Genomic DNA, 15,801 nt, shown 5'->3' on the forward strand with positions numbered 1-15,801 from the left:
CCCGGCGGCCACCGGGAGCGTGGCCGGGCGAGGAGCACCCCGGCCGATGAACCGCCCACCGCGCGAACGGAAGGAGGCCATGGCGCCGGGGCGGGCACGCGGGCTCGCCCCGGCGGCGGACGTCAGTAGCCGAGGGCCTCGTTCACGGCCTTGGCCGACGGGGGCACGGTCGCCTTCGGGCCGATGTGGTTCTCGACCGCGTCGAGGGTCTTGAGGCCGTCGCCGGTGATGAGGAGGACCGTCTCGGCGTCCGGGTCCAGCTTGCCCGTCTCGACCAGCTTCTTCGCCGTGGCAACGGTGACCCCGCCGGCCGTCTCGGTGAAGATGCCCTCGGTGCGGGCCAGCAGGCGGATGCCCTCGACGACCTCTTCGTCGGTGACGTCCTCGATCGCGCCGCCGGTGCGGTTGACGATGTCGAGCACGTACGGGCCGTCGGCCGGGTTGCCGATCGCCAGCGAACGGGCGATCGTGTCCGGCTTCACCGGCTGGACCACGTCGTGGCCCTCGCGGAACGCCGTCGACACCGGCGAGCAGCCCGTGGCCTGGGCGCCGAACACCTTGTACGGGCTGGCGTCGACGAGACCGAGCTGGCCCAGCTCGCGGAAACCCTTGTCCACCTTGGTCAGCTGCGAACCGGAGGCGATCGGCACGACGATCTGCGGCGGGATGCGCCAGCCGAGCTGCTCGGCGACCTCGAAGGCCAGCGTCTTCGAGCCTTCCGAGTAGTACGGCCGGACGTTCACGTTCACGAACGCCCACTTCGGGTGCTCGCCGGCCAGCTCGGTGGCGAGGCGGTTGACGTCGTCGTAGTTGCCGTCGACGGCGATCAGGTCGCCGTCGTACACCGCGGTGGTGAGGATCTTGGCGCGCTCGAGGGTCTTCGGGATCAGCACGACCGACCGCCAGCCCGCGCGGGCCGCGGCGGCGGCCGTCGCGTTGGCCAGGTTGCCGGTCGACGGACACGCGAGCACCTCGAACCCGAACTCGCGCGCCGCGGCCAGGGCGACGGCGACGACGCGGTCCTTGAAGGAGTGCGTCGGGTTGCCGGTGTCGTCCTTGACCCACACGCGCTTGAGGCCGAGCTCCTTCGCGAGCCGGTCGGCGCGGATGAGGCGGGTCGCGCCGGGCTCGGTGTTCGGGATCTCTTCGACGTTGGACGGCACCGGGAGGAGCTTCTTGTAGCGCCAGATGTTCTTGGGGCCGGCCTCGATGTCCTCACGGCGGACGCGGCCGAAGTCGTAGGCGACCTCGAGCGGCGAGAAGTCCTCGGCGGAGACGAACTCGGGGGCGAGCGGCTGCCGGTGTCCCTCTTCCTTCGACACCAGTTCGACGGCGGGACCGAGATCCGGGGTCTTCGTGGTGGAGGTCGTTCCGAGGGTGGCGGTCATCGCGAGGTTCCTTTCCTCATCTGCCCCGCCGAAGCGGGCCGGAATTGGCACCGTGGTCGTCAGCTACCCCGCGATCGCGGGATGACGGGCTGTACGCCGGTTGCCGGGGCTTCGTCGGGCCGTTCCCTCTGCCCCTCTGGATGAGCGGTATTCGGTTGTCGGTGCGCGCGAGTCAGCGCGCCGCCTCGAGGACACCGTACGACATGGCGGTCACGCTGTGCCATGGTGGCCGCCCGACATCACCGGAGCGGGGGCACGAAGGAGCAAGTGAGAGGATTCGTCCGTGACCGCGCAAGCCACCGCCCCGGCCCCGCTGCACCTGGTGCTCGGCGAGGAAGAACTGCTGATCGAGCGGGCCGTCCGCGAGACGCTCGGCGCCGCCCGCGCCGTCGACGCGACGGCCGAGCTGACCCGCGTCCGGGTGTCCGAACTCACAGCGCCCGAGCTCGCCGAACTGGTCAGCCCGTCGCTGTTCAGCGAAGGCCGTGTGATCGTCCTGGAGTCGGCGCAGGACATCTCGCAGGAGCTGGCCGACGCCGTCGCGTCGTACCTGAAGGACCCGGCGGACGGTGTCGTGCTGGTCGTCGTGCACACCGGCGGGGGCCGCAGCAAGGCGGGCAAGTCGCTGCCGGCCGCGCTCAAGAAGGCCGGCGCCGAGGTCACCGAGTGCCCGAAGCTGACCAAGCCGGCCGAGCGCGAGCAGTTCGTGCGGCACGAGGTGCGCCGGGCGGGCGGCAAGATCGACCCGGCCGGGGTGGCCGCGCTGATCGACGCCGTGGGCTCCGACCTGCGGGAACTCTCCTCGGCGGCCGGTCAGCTGGTGGCCGACACGGGCGGGACGGTCGACGCCGACGCGGTCCGCCGCTACCACCGCGGCCGCGCCGACGTGACCGGGTTCGCGGTCGCGGAGAAGGCGGTCGGCGGCGACCGCTCGGCGGCGCTGGAGTCGCTGCGCTGGGCGATGCAGCTGGGCGTCCCGCACGTCCTGGTGGCCGACGCGCTGGCCGACGCGGTCCGCACGATCGCCCGCGTGTCCGGCGCGGGGCGGGGCAACCCGAATCAGCTGGCGGGCGAGCTGGGCATGCCGCCGTGGAAGATCCGCAAGGCGCAGGGCCAGTCGCGCGGCTGGAACCCCGACGGCCTGGCGACGGCGATGCGCGTGGTGGCGAGGCTGAACGCCGAGGTCAAGGGGGTGGCGGCGGACCCGGGCTACGCGTTGGAGCGAGCCGTGCTGGAGGTGGCGGCCGCCAAGGGCGATCGGTGACGACGTGCGTGTCCGGGCATGAAAAAGCCCCGGCCGGAGCCGGGGCTTTCCCAGAAATCAAGCGGCTCAGAGCGCGTTGACGCGCTTCGCCAGCGCCGACTTCTTGTTGGCGGCCTGGTTGGCGTGGATGACGCCCTTCGAGACGGCCTTGTCCAGCTTCTGGGCGGCGTCGCGCTGCAGCTCGACGGCCTTTGCCTTGTCGCCGGCCTCGGCGGCTTCGCGGACCTTGCGGATCGCGGTCTTCACCGAGGACCGGATCGCCTGGTTGCGCTGACGCGCCTTCTCGTTCGTCGTGATGCGCTTGATCTGCGACTTGATGTTGGCCATAGGGCAACTCCTGTTTCACTCGGTGAGATTCGCCGCCGCGCTCCTGTGGCCCCGCTCGGAAGCGGGTTTCCTCCATGACGGAATGCCGCACGGGCAGCGAGCGACCACTTTAACAGCCGCGCCGCGCGCGTCCGGAACCGGGAGTACGGTGGGGCGGAGTCAGTGCCTAGGGTTCCGTCGCCGGTCCGCGCTCCCCGCACCACACAACCAGGACCGGCGGGTCTGGTCCGAGCGGCACCATCGGCGGGCCCGGACGGCCGGTCGTTCATCTGACGGGGCAAAAGCCTGGAGGACCCGGTTTTCGCGCGCGCGAAAACCCGAAGGGGTCCCGTGAACGCCACTGCTCTGTCCTTCGTCCTCGTCGCGGCCGTCGTGCACGCCGCGTGGAACCTCGCCGCCAAGCGGATCTCCTCCGGCGGCACCCAGTTCGTCTGGCTCTACTACACGGTTTCCGCCGTGCTCCTCCTGCCGGTCACGGCCGTGCTGCTGGTGGTCGAGCCGGAACGTCCACAGTGGAGCTGGCTGGTGGCCGCCGTGGTGACGTCGGTGCTGCACATCGCCTACGGCGTCGTGCTGCAGCGCGGGTACCGCGTCGGCGACCTTTCCGTCGTCTACCCGGTCGCCCGCGGTACCGGGCCGCTGCTCTCGGTGCTCGCCGCCGTCCTGGTGCTCGGCGAGCGGCCGGGATGGCTCGGCCTGGTCGGCGCGTTCCTGGTGATCGCCGGGGTGCTGGTGATCAGCACCGGCCGCAAGGCGGGCGACCCCCAGGCGGTCAAGGCCGGGATCTTCTACGGCCTCCTGACCGGGGCCGTGATCGCCGGCTACACGCTCTGGGACGCGCACTCGGTGACCGGGCTCCGCGTGCCGCCGGTCGTCTACTTCGGGCTCGGCTCGGTGCTGCAGAGCGTGCTGCTGGTGCCCGGCGCGCTGGCCGACCGGGCCGAGGTGACCCGGGTCTGGCGCGAACACCGCCGCGAGGTGCTGCTGGTCGCGGTGCTCTCGCCGGTCGCGTACATCCTCGTGCTGTTCGCGCTCACGATGGCGCCCGTCAGCCTCGTCGCGCCCGCCCGGGAGCTGAGCATCGTGCTCGGCGGCCTCGCCGCCTGGCTGGTGCTGGGCGAGAGCGACGCCGTGCGGCGGCTCACCGGGTCCGTGATCGTGCTGACCGGCATCGCCGCGATTGCGGCCGCCTGAGCCCGTCCGGTAGGCATGGTCGGATGGAAGTCCTGAAGAGCCGGCTGCTGATCCGCCCGCGTGACGTCGAGGCGACGACGGCGTTCTACCGCGACACCCTGGGCCTCGCCGTGGAGCGCGAGTTCCCCGGCGGCACCGTGTTCTTCCTCGGCCACGGCTCCCTGGAGGTCTCGGGCCGGGGCGAGACGGGCGCGTCGCCCGACCTGGTGCTCTGGCTGCAGGTCCGGGACCTCGCCGGGACCATGGCTGACCTCGCGGCGAAGGGCCTGGAACCCGTGCGGGACGCCCAGCGGGAGCCCTGGGGCCTCGACGAGGCCTGGATCGCCGACCCGGACGGCACGCGCATCGTGCTGATCGAGGTGCCGGAGGGCCACCCGATCCGCACGGACACCCGCTAGGCGGGCTTGACGGCGCGCAGCTGCGCGGCGAGCGCGGCGAAGCCGGGCGGGTCCCAGGTCCAGGTCTGGAGGTCGGCGAAGCCCGCTTCGGCGGCTTCGTCGGCCAGCACGTGCCTGCTCACCGGCAGCCACTTCTCGTGCGCGGACAGCAGCAGCCGCCCGCCGGGGCGCAGCACCCGGAACAGCTCGGCGAACCCGGCCGCGCGGTCGTCCCAGAGCATCACGTTGTTCACGGTCAGCACGACGTCGACGGAGGCGTCGGGCTCGCCGGTGCGCGCGGCCGAGCCCTCGCGCAGCTCGACGGTCTCGCCGCAGCGCTCGTGGCAGAGCCCGAGCATCTCGGGGGAGGGGTCGACGCCGATCGTGCGCCCGGCCAGCCGGGCCGCGGCCGCCAGGCCGACGCCCGGGCCGGGCCCGACGACGAGCGCGGTCTCGTCCGGTTCGATCTTCGCGAGGTCGACGACGCGGTGTTCGGTGGCGGCGTTGCCCCGCGCCATCACCCAGCCGCCGAGGCGGCCGAGCGGTCCGGAGGGGTGACCGAACGCACGGTCGAGAACGCGGGCGAAGCCGCTGGTCTCCGGCTGGGGAGGGGGTGCCGGCTGGGGCGAAGTGCTCATCCTTCGAGGGCACCACGGATCTCCGAACCCCGCATCGGGGATGACCCCCACCCGCACCCGGAGGGCCATGGGAACATAGAGGTGGCCATCCCCGACTTTCCGAGGACTCATTCGAGTGACGACGTTCGCCGACACCACCTTCACGCCGCCGGAGCTGATCCGGAACTTCTGCATCATCGCGCACATCGACCACGGCAAGTCCACCCTGGCCGACCGCATGCTGCAGCTCACCGGCGTCGTGGAAGAGCGGGCGATGCGCGCCCAGTACCTCGACCGGATGGACATCGAGCGCGAGCGCGGGATCACGATCAAGGCGCAGAACGTCCGGCTGCCGTGGCAGGTCGACGGCCAGGACCACGTCCTGCACATGATCGACACCCCCGGCCACGTGGACTTCACCTACGAGGTCTCCCGGGCCCTGGAGGCGTGCGAAGGCGCGATCCTGCTGGTCGACGCCGCGCAGGGGATCGAGGCCCAGACGCTGGCCAACCTGTACCTGGCGCTGGAGAACAACCTCCAGATCATCCCGGTGCTGAACAAGATCGACCTGCCCTCGGCCGACCCCGACAAGTACGCGGGTGAGCTCGCCCACATCATCGGCTGCGAGCCGGAGGACGTCCTGCGGGTCTCGGCCAAGACCGGCATGGGCGTCGCCGAGCTGCTCGACGAGGTCGTGAAGCAGGTCCCGGCGCCGCAGGGCGACGCCGACGCGCCGGCCCGCGCGATGATCTTCGACTCCGTGTACGACACCTACCGCGGCGTCGTCACCTACATCCGGGTCGTCGACGGCAAGATCACGCCGCGCGAGAAGATCAAGATGATGTCCACCGGCGCCACGCACGAGCTGCTGGAAGTCGGCATCATCTCGCCGGAACCCAAGCCCAGCAAGGGGCTCGGCGTCGGCGAGGTCGGCTACCTGATCACCGGCGTGAAGGACGTCCGGCAGTCCAAGGTCGGCGACACCGTGACGTCGGAGCGCCACGGCGCCAAGGAAGCGCTGGCGGGCTACCGCGAGCCGAAGCCGATGGTCTACTCGGGACTGTATCCGGTGGACGGGTCCGACTACCCCGAGCTGCGCGAGGCACTGGACAAGCTCCAGCTGAACGACGCCGCGCTCGACTACGAGCCGGAGACGTCGGTGGCGCTGGGCTTCGGCTTCCGCTGCGGCTTCCTCGGCCTGCTGCACCTGGAGATCACGCGCGACCGGCTCGAGCGCGAGTTCGGCCTCGACCTGATTTCGACGGCGCCGAACGTCATCTACCGCGTGATCCTGGAGGACCGCAGCGAGGTCGTCGTGACGAACCCGTCCGACTGGCCGAGCGGGCTGAAGATCGCCGAGGTGCACGAGCCCGTGTCGAAGGTCAGCATCCTGGCGCCGTCGGAGTTCGTCGGCACGATCATGGAGCTCTGCCAGACGAAGCGCGGCACGTTGCTGGGCATGGACTACCTGTCCGAGGACCGCGTCGAGCTGCGCTACAACATCCCGCTGGCGGAAATCATCTTCGACTTCTTCGACACGCTGAAGTCGCGCACGCGCGGCTACGCGTCACTGGACTACGAAGAGGCCGGCGAGCAGATCGCCGACCTGGTCAAGGTGGACATCCTGCTGCAGGGCGAAACCGTCGACGCGTTCTCGGCGATCGTGCACAAGGACGCGGCGTACGGCTACGGCAACCGGATGGCGACGCGGCTGCGCGAGCTCATCCCGCGCCAGCAGTTCGAGGTGCCGATCCAGGCGGCGGTCGGTTCGCGGATCATCGCGCGCGAAACGATCCGCGCGATCCGCAAGGACGTCCTCGCCAAGTGCTACGGCGGTGACATCTCGCGGAAGCGGAAGCTGCTGGAAAAGCAGAAGGAAGGCAAGAAGCGGATGAAGACCGTCGGCCGGGTCGAGGTCCCGCAGGAAGCCTTCGTCGCCGCTCTGTCCACTGAGGACACCGGGAAGAGCAAGAAGTAAGTGTCACGCTGAAGTGACAGCGGCGCCCATATTCACGCCTTCGTGTGAATATGGGCGCCGAACCCGTGTTCGATGCGGTTTCTGTCGGTGCTGTCTGGTGCTCTGGTGTGAAGAGCGAAAGGAGGGCACCATGACTGCCATGACGGACATCCAGTATCCGGCCGGGTCGGGCCCCATGACGGTGCGCGACCTGGAGGGGATGCCGGATGACGGGCGAAGATACGAGCTCATCGACGGGGCGCTGCTCGTGACCCCGGCACCCGGTGCCCGGCACCAGAAGATCACCTACCGGCTCTACGGCGTGCTGGAAGCGGTGTGCCCGGCGGAGTTCGACGTTTTCGGGGCGCCCTTCGCGGTGCACCACGGCGACCGGATCGAACTGCAGCCGGACGTCCTGGTCGGCCGGGTCGGGGACTTCACCGAGAAGGACCTGCCGGCGCCGCCGGTGCTGGCCGTCGAAGTGCTGTCGCCCAGCACCGCCATCTACGACCTCAACCTCAAGAAGGCGGTCTACGAGCGGCTCGGGACCGGGAGCTACTGGGTGATCGACCCGGCCGACCCCACGCTGTCGGTGTTCGAGCTGGACGAGGAGGGCCACTACCACCAGGTGGCCAAGGCCGCGGGTGACGAGGCGCTGGAGGTCGAGCGGCCGTACCCGGTGCGGATCGTGCCGCGGGAGCTGCTGGGCCGGCTCGGCTGAACCGGGCGCCGGTCAGCGGATGCGCGGGGTGCCGCGGAGCTGGGCGTGCAGCTGCCGGTTGCGCAGCTCCTTCCGGAGCCGGTCGACGACGGCGTCGAAGAGGACCGGGTCGAGGATCGCGGTCTGGTCGAACTGCCTCCGGTGCGGCGGAGCCGGTTCGAGGCGGGCGCGGGGTGCGTACCGCTGCACCGAGCTCTCGACGCCGCCGCCGGTGACCAGGTCGAGCCAGAGGGCGTCGCGCAGGTAGCCGTCGCCGAAGCGGGCCGAGCGGCGGGGGTTGACGTCGGCGATCTGCGACCACGGCACGACCCGGGTGCTCAGCGTGCCCGCGGGCAGGCGGATGCCTTCGTCGCCGATGGTGAGGTCGCGCAGGCCTTCGAAGCCGCGCTTGAGCATGCGCGCGCGGGAGACGCGGTAGGCCAAGACGGCGACGAGCACGGTGGCCGCGTAGGCGCCGCCGATCAGCCACGGCGAAAGGCCGCGCACCAGGCCCAGGGCAAGAGCCACCCCGAACCCGGCGTCGGCGACGGCGAAGACGCCGACCAGGACCTTGACCGGGGTGGTGACGCGGAGCGGGGACTCGGACAACGGGACGACTCCTGGGGGCCGGGTGGGATCAGGGGTTGCCGATTATCCGGTCCGCCGTGACGAACACCGCGACCCGGCGCTCCTCGGCCATCACGCGGTCGTACTCGGCCCAGTCGTCGTGGGTGCCGGTGGCGGCGATGAACACGTCGCGCAGGAGCTTCGGCAGGCCCGCGGCGTCGAAGGCGGGGTCGGGGTCGTCCGGCCCGATGAGGTGCACGGCGCCGGTGACCGAGACCCAGTTCCAGCCACGCCGGAAGGTCACGGTGGCGTGCCCGGCCCGCCGCAGCAGGGCGAGCTTGTGCGCCTGCCCGACCGCGACGTACGCGACGCCCGGCGCGCCGGTCACCGGGTCCGCGAGGACGCCGGCATTGACGACGGAGGCGTGGACGGTGCCGTCCGCCCGGGTGGTGGCGACCGTGGCCAGGCCGTTTTCCTTCAGCGACAGCGTGCGCACCTGCTCCAGATCAACGCTCATGCCCCAACCTAACCCGCGGGGCGAACCGGGTGTTCCGGAATCACCGGATGAACGGTGGGTGGGACGTGGTTGACTGGCTCACCCGCGAAGGAGAGAAATGCGCGACGACGACTCCGCTTGGGGCCGGAAGTACTTCCCGGCCGCGTTCGTGGCGTTCCTGGTTCTCTCGTTCGCCGGGGTGCACCTGATCCACCAGCAGCCGTTGCGCCAGTTGTGGCCGATCTGCGCCGGTGTGCTCGTCGCCCTCGTGGGCCTGGTGTGGCGGCAGGTCCGGGCCAGGTGGAAGCCGGGCTCCTGACGAAGCGAGCCCGGCCGCCGGCTCAGCAGGCGCCGTTGTCCGTCCACACTCCCCACTGGCCCGTCGTACCCGGCTCCTCGCCTTGCGTCCACCACTTCGCCGTCCACTTGTGGCCGTTGTGGGACACCACGTTCCCGCCGGTGTACACCTGCGACGCGCTCCACTCCGGGTCCGCGCACGTCCCCGGGTTCGTCGTGCCGCCCGTGTCCCACGCGACCTGGGCCGAGCGGTAGAAGTTGATCGAGTGCGCCACCCAGCGCGGGGCCTGGGCGCCCAGGCGGGTGCGGAACGCCGTCCAGTCGTGGGTCGACCACGGGGACCAGCCCAGCTCGGCGTGCGCCGCCAGCCGCGGGAACGCCAGGTAGTCGATGTCCGCGGGCGTCACCACGGTTTCCGCCCACAGCGGCGATTCGACGCCGCGGACGGCCGACTCGCCGACGCCCGACAGGTACGACCCCGGGTTCCAGCCGTACGCGTCCTGGACCTCGATGTAGCCCGCCCACGACAGGCCGATCGGGGTCGAGCTGTTGTACTTCATGTCGAGGTACGCCTTGTTCGCCGGCGACAGGATCACCTTGCTGCCGCGCGAAACCGCGGCCGACACGCCGGAGTCCGCCGTCGTGGTGCCCCAGAACTGCGGCGTCGCCGAAGCGGGCAGCGTGGCCTTCGCGATGTCGTGCCAGCCCACCACCGACTTGCCGGTCGCCGCGACCAGGGGCAGCACCTTGTTCACGAACGTCAGGTAGTCCGCCGACGACGTCGACGAGGCTTCGTCGCCGCCGATGTGGAGGTACGGGCCCGGCGTCAGGGCCGCCAGTTCGCGCAGGACGTCCGCGATGAACGTGTACGTGATGTCCTTCGAGATGCACAGCGAGCTGTAGCCGACCGCCGTGTCCGTGCGCAGCGCCGGCGCGACACCGTTGCAGTTCAGTTCGGCGTACGACGCCAGGGCCGCGTTCACGTGCCCCGGCATGTCGATCTCGGGGATGATCGTGATGTGGCGCGAAGCCGCGTAGTTCACGATGTCCGTGTACTGCGCCTTCGTGTAGTAGCCGCCCGCGCCGCCGCCGACCTGCGTGCTGCCGCCGTAGGTCGCCAGCCGGGGCCAGCTGTCGATCTGGATGCGCCAGCCCTGGTCGTCGGCCAGGTGCAGGTGCAGGTTGTTGACCTTGTACTGGGCGAGCTCGTCGATGTACCGCTTGACCGTCGGCACCGGGTGGAAGTGCCGCGCGACGTCGAGCATCGCGCCGCGGTAGCCGAAACGCGGGTAGTCGAGGATCGTCGCGCCCGGGACGCTCCACGGGCCCGTCTGCGCGGTGGGGCTCTCGACCCGGCCCGGCAGCAGCTGCCGCAGGGTCTGGACGCCCGCGAACAGTCCGTCGGCGGTGGTGGCTCGCACGGTGACCGACGAAGCGGTGGCCACCAGCTGGTAGCCCTGCGCGCCGACCGACGCGGGCGCGCCGCTGAGCAGGAGCGCGATGCTGTCCGACGGCACGGACGCCGGGGCGTCGGACACCGGCAGCGCGAAGCCCGTCGAGGGGCGCAGCACCCCGGCGAGGTAGTCGCCGACCTGCTTGGCGGGCGCCGAGCCGGCTTCGGTGACGATCTTCGTCGTCGGGACCAGCGGGAACGCGACGCCGGCCGCCGGTGTCACCGACACCGGGACGGGCACGATCGACTGCAGCGCGGGGGTGGCCGCGGCGGCCGGGGTGAGCTGGCCGGCGGTGGTACTGGCGCCGATCAGGGCCAGCACGGCGAGTGCGCGGCCGACGCGCCGCGCGAGGGGTGTCTTCACCGGGGACCTCCTGGCGGGATGGGCGCGACCTCGCCGTCGCACCTGGCCGGATCGTCGCATTTCCGGCGGTCGTGGTCTAGACCAGTTCGGGTGGTTAAGCTCGCGAGGTGACGCGGGACTTCGTGCCGGGCTCGCCGTTCGCGCTGCTTACCGGCGCCGAGACGGCCGCTTGGTACGCCTACATGAAGGTGCACCTCCGCCTGGAGTACGAGCTGAACCGGCAACTGCGCGCCGACAGCGGCCTGTCGCTCGCGGACTACCACGTGCTGGTCGCCCTCACGAGCGAGCCCGCCGGCCGGATGCGGGTCACCGACCTCGCGATCCGCATCGGCTGGGAGCGCAGCAGGCTTTCGCACCACCTCAAGCGGATGCGGGAACGCGGCCTGGTCGGCACCGGCGTCAGTCCCGAAGACCGCCGGGCCACCGACGTCGAGCTGACCGGCGACGGCTGGGAGGCGCTCCGGCGGGCCGCGCCGGACCACGTCGAGTTCGTGCGCAAGGCCTTCCTGGACGCGCTCGGGCCGGACGGGCAGCCGCAGCTGGCCGCCTTGCTCGACCGCGTCTACGACTCGCTCGTCGAGCACGGCAGCCTGCCGCGGCCGGAGGACCACCCCTGACAATTACGTGACATGTCACGTAATATGGCGGTCGTCTTCGGAACGAGGAGGGTGTGATGGCGACGGTGGCCGAGCTGATGGAGGCCAATCTCCTGAAGGTCTTCAACGAGCGCGACGACGAGCGGCGCGCGAAGGCGATCGCGGCGACCTACGCGGCCGACGTCGAGTTCGCCGATCCCGAAGGGTTCGCGACCGGCCACGAGGAGCTGGACGCCAAGGCCCGCGGGCTGCTGGCGCAGTCTCCGGACTTCGAGTTCTCGCCGGCCGGGCCGGTGCTGGTGAACCGCGACCTGGGCCACCTCGCCTGGGCGCTCGGCCCGGCGGGCGGCCCGCCGGTCGTGCGCGGGATCGACGTCGCCCTCGTCGAGGACGGGCGCATCAAGAAGCTGTACACGATGGTGCTGCCCGTCTGAGTACTACGCTCGGCGGCATGTTCGACGAGCTGAGTTTCCCGGTCATCGCCGCCCCGATGGCGGGCGGCCCGACCACGCCCGAGCTGGTCGCCGCGGTGACCGAGGCCGGCGGTTTCGGCTTCCTGAGCGCCGGCATGCTCACCCCGGCGGCGCTCGCCGCGCAGATCGACCGCACGCGCGAGCTGACCGGGCAGCCGTTCGGCGTCAACCTCTTCGTCCCGCAGCCCGACACCGGCGCCGACGTCTCCGCGCACCGCGAGCGTCTGGAGGCCTTCGCGCGTCAGTACGACGTCGAGCTCGGCGAGGCGAAGTGGGACGACGACGCCTACCCGGCGAAGCTGGACGTCGTCCTCGAGAAGGGCGTTCCCGTGGTGTCGTTCACCTTCGGGCCGCCCACGCCGTCGGACGTCGTGCGCCTGCACGAGGCCGGGAGCAAGGTCGTCGTCACGGTGACCACGCCGGAAGCCGCGCGGCGGGCCGTGGACCTCGGCGCCGACGCGCTCGTGGTGCAGGGGTTCGAGGCGGGTGGGCACCGGAGCCTGTTCACCGACGACGCCGCCTCGCCCGGTGGCGGCGCGGAATACGGCGTGCTCGCGTTGCTGCGGCTGGTCGCCGCGCACGTCGACCTGCCGCTGATCGCCGCAGGCGGCTTGGTGCACGGCGCCGACGTCGCGGCCGTGCTCGCCGCCGGTGCCGCGGCCGCCCAGCTGGGCACGGTCTTCCTGCGCGCCGACGAAGCCGGGACGTCCGAGCCGCACCGCAAGGCGCTGGCGCTCGCCGAGCGCGAGACGGCGTTCACGCGCGCCTTCAGCGGACGCCCGGCACGCGGCCTGGTCAACAGGTTCATGGACGCGCTGTCCGAGGGCGCGCCCGCCGCGTACCCGCAGCTGAACAGCCTGGCCGGGCCGGTGCGCAAGGCGGCGGCGAAAGCCGGTGACCCCGAAGCGATATCCCTGTGGGCGGGCCAGACCTACCCGCTCGCCTACGACGCCTCGGCCGCGGTGATCGTCGAACGGCTGAAGGTCGAGGCGCGCGACGCCGCCGCGCGCCTCGACCGGATCCGCTAACCCTCGCGGTTCAGTACCGAGTGCCGCTTGCTGTAGGCGAAGTAGATGACCATGCCGATGACGAACCAGACGGCGAACCGCAGCCAGGTCGCCGGCTGCAGGAACGTGATCAGCCAGATCGAGAACACCACGCCGATCGCGGGGACCACCGGCATGCCCGGCGTCTTGAACGTCCGCGGCAGGTCGGGCTGCTTGTAGCGCAGCACGATCACCGCGACGCAGACGACGACGAAGGCGAGCAGGATGCCGATGTTCGTCAGCTCGGCGGCCTCGCCGATCGGGAGCAGCCCGGCGATGACCGCCGACGCGCCGCCGAGGATCCAGGTCATCCGGCTCGGCACCTGGCGCTTCGGGTTCGTCTTGCCGAGCCACGGCGGGAGCAGGCCGTCGCGGCTCATCGAGTAGCCGACGCGGGTGGCGCCCATCAGGAACGTGAACAGCACGGTGAGGATGCCGATGATGGCGCCGATCGCGATCACCGTGGCCAGCCCGGAGAGCCCGACGGACTTGAACGCCGTCGAGAAGCCGCTCTTCGGGTCGATCTCGGTGTACTTCTGCATGCCGGTCAGCACCAGGCAGGCCAGCACGTACAGCACCATCGAGATGGCCAGCGAGTAGATGATCGCCTTCGGCATGTGCCGTTGCGCGTCCTTGGACTCTTCTGCCGCGGTGCTCATGGCGTCGTACCCGAAGACGGCGAAGAACACCGTCGCGGCACCGGTCACCGCGCCGCCGAAGCCCGCCGGGGCGAACGGCGTGTAGTTGCCGGTCTTGACGTAGAAGAAGCCGACCAGGATGACCACCAGCACGATCAGGACCTTGATCCCGACCATCGCCGTCTCGAACCGGGCGGCGCTGCGGATGCCGCGGTTGAGCAGGTACGCGATCAGCAGGCACAGCAGCGCGGCGAACAGGTCGACCTTGTGGCCCGGGCCGGTGCCGGGCGCGCCGAGCATCCAGGCGGGCAGGTCGAGGCCGAGCTGGCCGAGCAGGAAGCTGAAGTAGCCGGAGATGCCGATCGCGACGACCGAGACGATCGCGGTGTACTCCAGCAGCAGGTCCCAGCCGATGAACCAGCCGACCACCTCGCCCAGCACCGCGTAGCCGTAGGTGTAGGCCGAACCGGCCTTGGGGATCAGGCCCGCGAACTCGGCGTAGGAGAACGCGGCCGCGGCGCTCGCGACGCCGGCGATGAGGAACGAGATCAGCACGGCCGGGCCGACGCCGGGGATGCCCGCCGAGTCGTCGCCGTGCGCGACGCTGCCGGCGAGGGCGAAGATCCCCGCGCCGATGATGCCGCCGATGCCGATGGCGGTCAGCTGCCACAGGCCCAGGGTGCGGTTGAGGCCACCGCTTTCGCTGGTGTCCTGGATCTGGTCGATCGGCTTGCGCCGGAAGATGCCGGAGCTGGAGCCCAGGCTTGGAGCGGACATCTTCGTCTCCCGAACGTCGGTGTACGAGCCCGGATCACGGACCCCAACGGGGGAACCTACCGCCAACTCCGCGTGAAGACAGTGTGAGCCGCTCAGCCCGCCGCGGTGTCCTCGCTCACGGCCCGCGACGCCGTTTCGGCGGCCCGCTTGGCCTGGGTGGTCCGGACCGCGCTCGCCGCGAAGTACGTGAGCAGCTCGGCGATCTCGACCGGGTCGTCCAGCTGCGGGCAGTGCCCCCAGTCCTCGCGGACCAGCAGCCTGCTGTGCGGCACCAGCGTGTGCAGCTGGCGCCCGGACGCGGCCGTGACCAGCTTGTCCTTGCCGCACGCGACGACGAGCAGCGGGACCTTCACCGAGTCGAGCCGGTAGGCGTCGGCGAGCTCGGCGACGAGCTGGCGGGCCTCCTCCAGGCGGTTCTTGGTCGCCCGGTAGTCCGGGAAGAGCGCGGTGAAGCGCTGCACCTGCGTCGCGTCCGCCGCGGTCGAGTTCGCGTAGAGCAGCCGCGGGACGACCTGCTCGGCGACCTTGCGCACCAGGAAGCCCGGCACCGGTACCGGCAGCGAGGAGTACAGCCGCAGCGGCAGCGGGTAGCGCGCGACCGTGCGGATCAGCCACGAGTCGACGAACCCGGGCGCGGCGATCGAGACGACGCCGGAGATCGGCAAACGGCTGTTTTGGGCCGCGCGCAGGCTCATCGTGCCGCCGAGGGAGTTGCCGGCCAGCACGACCGAGCCGAGCACGGCCTGTTCGCGGACGACGGCCGTGGTGAACGCGTCGAGCTGCGGCAGCATCGGGCCGGGCCGCAGCGGCTGCGCGTCCCCGAAGCCGGGCAGATCGACCGCGACCGCCGGGATCCCGGCGGCCGCGAGCTGCTCCAGGGCGGGGCGCCACGTGTCGGCGCTGTCGCAGTACCCGTGCAGCAGCACCAAGCGTGGCGCCGAGGGCCGGACGTGCGGCACGGCGGACCGCCGGCGCAGTGAGCGGCGGGGGAGCTCCGGGTCCTGGGCGGGTTCGCCGACCTCGAGGACACGGGTGCGGACGCCGGCGTAGCGCCGGAAGGAGACCCGGATGGGGTCCGGGTCGCTGCTGGGCCGGCCGCCCGGTCCAGCCGAGTCGGGCCGCTGCGTCGCGGTCATGACTACAGATTACCTTGCGACCATTGGCTTTTGGTCGAATTCAGGTGCTAACGACCAGATCTCGAACTGAGTACGTTAGAGATTCACCTGATGCCGAGCCGGGCGGAACAAGACGATCCGCCCAGCTCAGCGGG

General features: G+C 71.1%; 17 protein-coding genes and 1 riboswitch. Of the genes, 9 read left to right on the forward strand and 8 right to left on the reverse strand.

What is annotated here, in order from left to right; all coding sequences use genetic code 11:
- Positions 1 to 122 precede the first annotated feature (122 nt).
- On the reverse strand, positions 123 to 1,388 hold the full coding sequence (thrC, locus tag ACWEN0_RS26080) for a threonine synthase (RefSeq protein ID WP_451978582.1): 1,266 nt from the start codon (positions 1,386 to 1,388) through the stop codon (positions 123 to 125).
- 13 nt (positions 1,389 to 1,401) lie between these two features.
- A riboswitch (SAM riboswitch) is annotated at positions 1,402 to 1,535 on the reverse strand.
- Positions 1,536 to 1,671: 136 nt separating this feature from the next.
- On the opposite strand from thrC, the gene holA reads away from it, so the two are divergent.
- On the forward strand, positions 1,672 to 2,652 hold the full coding sequence (gene holA, locus ACWEN0_RS26085) for a DNA polymerase III subunit delta (protein WP_451978585.1): 981 nt from the start codon (positions 1,672 to 1,674) through the stop codon (positions 2,650 to 2,652).
- Positions 2,653 to 2,718: 66 nt separating this feature from the next.
- On the opposite strand, the gene rpsT is transcribed toward holA, so the two are convergent.
- Positions 2,719 to 2,979, reverse strand: a complete 261-nt coding sequence (gene rpsT, locus ACWEN0_RS26090) for a 30S ribosomal protein S20 (protein WP_013228460.1) — start codon at positions 2,977 to 2,979, stop codon at positions 2,719 to 2,721.
- Positions 2,980 to 3,309: 330 nt separating this feature from the next.
- Here rpsT and ACWEN0_RS26095 point away from each other — a divergent pair, with 330 nt between their 5' ends.
- Both ACWEN0_RS26095 and ACWEN0_RS26100 read left to right on the forward strand, forming a co-directional pair.
- Complete coding sequence (locus ACWEN0_RS26095) at positions 3,310 to 4,173, forward strand: DMT family transporter (RefSeq protein WP_451978588.1); 864 nt, start codon at positions 3,310 to 3,312, stop codon at positions 4,171 to 4,173.
- Between the two features lie 23 nt (positions 4,174 to 4,196).
- Positions 4,197 to 4,571, forward strand: a complete 375-nt coding sequence (locus ACWEN0_RS26100; RefSeq protein WP_451978591.1) for a VOC family protein — start codon at positions 4,197 to 4,199, stop codon at positions 4,569 to 4,571.
- Here the strand turns inward: ACWEN0_RS26100 and ACWEN0_RS26105 are convergent.
- On the reverse strand, positions 4,568 to 5,188 hold the full coding sequence (locus ACWEN0_RS26105; protein ID WP_451978594.1) for a class I SAM-dependent methyltransferase: 621 nt from the start codon (positions 5,186 to 5,188) through the stop codon (positions 4,568 to 4,570). The two genes, ACWEN0_RS26100 and ACWEN0_RS26105, sit on opposite strands and share 4 nt — an antisense overlap.
- Positions 5,189 to 5,303: 115 nt before the next feature.
- Here ACWEN0_RS26105 and lepA point away from each other — a divergent pair, with 115 nt between their 5' ends.
- Both lepA and ACWEN0_RS26115 read left to right on the forward strand, forming a co-directional pair.
- Positions 5,304 to 7,145: a translation elongation factor 4 gene (gene lepA / locus ACWEN0_RS26110; RefSeq protein WP_451978597.1), complete on the forward strand. Its 1,842-nt coding sequence runs from the start codon at positions 5,304 to 5,306 to the stop codon at positions 7,143 to 7,145.
- A gap of 130 nt (positions 7,146 to 7,275) precedes the next feature.
- Positions 7,276 to 7,845 carry a Uma2 family endonuclease gene (locus ACWEN0_RS26115; protein WP_451978600.1) on the forward strand — a complete coding sequence of 190 codons (570 nt, stop codon included), beginning with the start codon at positions 7,276 to 7,278 and terminating at the stop codon, positions 7,843 to 7,845.
- Positions 7,846 to 7,857: 12 nt separating this feature from the next.
- Here the strand turns inward: ACWEN0_RS26115 and ACWEN0_RS26120 are convergent, their stop codons facing one another.
- Entirely contained in the window at positions 7,858 to 8,433 is a 576-nt protein-coding gene (locus ACWEN0_RS26120) for a hypothetical protein (protein WP_451978603.1), read from the reverse strand.
- A 28-nt stretch (positions 8,434 to 8,461) separates the two neighbouring features.
- Complete coding sequence (locus ACWEN0_RS26125; RefSeq protein WP_451978606.1) at positions 8,462 to 8,908, reverse strand: pyridoxamine 5'-phosphate oxidase; 447 nt, start codon at positions 8,906 to 8,908, stop codon at positions 8,462 to 8,464.
- Positions 8,909 to 9,005: 97 nt separating this feature from the next.
- Between ACWEN0_RS26125 and ACWEN0_RS26130 the strand changes: the two genes are divergently transcribed.
- The gene (locus ACWEN0_RS26130) at positions 9,006 to 9,206 is read left to right on the forward strand and encodes a hypothetical protein (protein ID WP_451978609.1); all 201 of its coding nucleotides are present in this window, start codon (positions 9,006 to 9,008) and stop codon (positions 9,204 to 9,206) included.
- Between the two features lie 22 nt (positions 9,207 to 9,228).
- On the opposite strand, the gene ACWEN0_RS26135 is transcribed toward ACWEN0_RS26130, so the two are convergent.
- Positions 9,229 to 11,001: a family 20 glycosylhydrolase gene (locus tag ACWEN0_RS26135; protein WP_451978612.1), complete on the reverse strand. Its 1,773-nt coding sequence runs from the start codon at positions 10,999 to 11,001 to the stop codon at positions 9,229 to 9,231.
- A gap of 107 nt (positions 11,002 to 11,108) precedes the next feature.
- On the opposite strand from ACWEN0_RS26135, the gene ACWEN0_RS26140 reads away from it, so the two are divergent.
- Genes ACWEN0_RS26140 through ACWEN0_RS26150 form a run of 3 tightly spaced genes read left to right on the forward strand, consistent with a single transcriptional unit; the run spans position 11,109 to position 13,098 of the window.
- Positions 11,109 to 11,618, forward strand: coding sequence for a MarR family winged helix-turn-helix transcriptional regulator (locus ACWEN0_RS26140; protein ID WP_451978615.1), 510 nt, complete (start codon positions 11,109 to 11,111; stop codon positions 11,616 to 11,618).
- 56 nt (positions 11,619 to 11,674) lie between these two features.
- The gene (locus ACWEN0_RS26145; protein WP_451978618.1) at positions 11,675 to 12,031 is read left to right on the forward strand and encodes a nuclear transport factor 2 family protein; all 357 of its coding nucleotides are present in this window, start codon (positions 11,675 to 11,677) and stop codon (positions 12,029 to 12,031) included.
- A gap of 17 nt (positions 12,032 to 12,048) precedes the next feature.
- Positions 12,049 to 13,098 (forward strand): NAD(P)H-dependent flavin oxidoreductase, encoded by a 1,050-nt coding sequence (locus ACWEN0_RS26150; RefSeq protein ID WP_451978621.1) that lies wholly within the window; start codon positions 12,049 to 12,051, stop codon positions 13,096 to 13,098.
- Here ACWEN0_RS26150 and ACWEN0_RS26155 read toward each other — a convergent pair.
- Positions 13,095 to 14,531, reverse strand: coding sequence for an amino acid permease (locus ACWEN0_RS26155; RefSeq protein WP_451978624.1), 1,437 nt, complete (start codon positions 14,529 to 14,531; stop codon positions 13,095 to 13,097). The genes ACWEN0_RS26150 and ACWEN0_RS26155 overlap by 4 nt on opposite strands.
- Positions 14,532 to 14,623: 92 nt before the next feature.
- On the reverse strand, positions 14,624 to 15,667 hold the full coding sequence (locus ACWEN0_RS26160; RefSeq protein WP_451978627.1) for an alpha/beta fold hydrolase: 1,044 nt from the start codon (positions 15,665 to 15,667) through the stop codon (positions 14,624 to 14,626).
- Positions 15,668 to 15,801 lie beyond the last annotated feature (134 nt).

The sequence above is a fragment of the Amycolatopsis sp. NPDC004378 genome (assembly GCF_053602455.1).

What these genes read in the sequence shown, in the direction of transcription:
- ACWEN0_RS26150 (WP_451978621.1), top strand. Translation starts at nt 12,049, where the DNA reads ATGTTCGACGAGCTGAGTTTCCCGGTCATCGCCGCCCCGATGGCGGGC.
- rpsT (WP_013228460.1), bottom strand. Translation starts at nt 2,979, where the DNA reads ATGGCCAACATCAAGTCGCAGATCAAGCGCATCACGACGAACGAGAAG.
- ACWEN0_RS26105 (WP_451978594.1), bottom strand. Translation starts at nt 5,188, where the DNA reads ATGAGCACTTCGCCCCAGCCGGCACCCCCTCCCCAGCCGGAGACCAGC.
- ACWEN0_RS26145 (WP_451978618.1), top strand. Translation starts at nt 11,675, where the DNA reads ATGGCGACGGTGGCCGAGCTGATGGAGGCCAATCTCCTGAAGGTCTTC.
- ACWEN0_RS26125 (WP_451978606.1), bottom strand. Translation starts at nt 8,908, where the DNA reads ATGAGCGTTGATCTGGAGCAGGTGCGCACGCTGTCGCTGAAGGAAAAC.
- thrC (WP_451978582.1), bottom strand. Translation starts at nt 1,388, where the DNA reads ATGACCGCCACCCTCGGAACGACCTCCACCACGAAGACCCCGGATCTC.
- ACWEN0_RS26155 (WP_451978624.1), bottom strand. Translation starts at nt 14,531, where the DNA reads ATGTCCGCTCCAAGCCTGGGCTCCAGCTCCGGCATCTTCCGGCGCAAG.
- ACWEN0_RS26160 (WP_451978627.1), bottom strand. Translation starts at nt 15,667, where the DNA reads ATGACCGCGACGCAGCGGCCCGACTCGGCTGGACCGGGCGGCCGGCCC.
- ACWEN0_RS26100 (WP_451978591.1), top strand. Translation starts at nt 4,197, where the DNA reads ATGGAAGTCCTGAAGAGCCGGCTGCTGATCCGCCCGCGTGACGTCGAG.
- ACWEN0_RS26115 (WP_451978600.1), top strand. Translation starts at nt 7,276, where the DNA reads ATGACTGCCATGACGGACATCCAGTATCCGGCCGGGTCGGGCCCCATG.
- ACWEN0_RS26130 (WP_451978609.1), top strand. Translation starts at nt 9,006, where the DNA reads ATGCGCGACGACGACTCCGCTTGGGGCCGGAAGTACTTCCCGGCCGCG.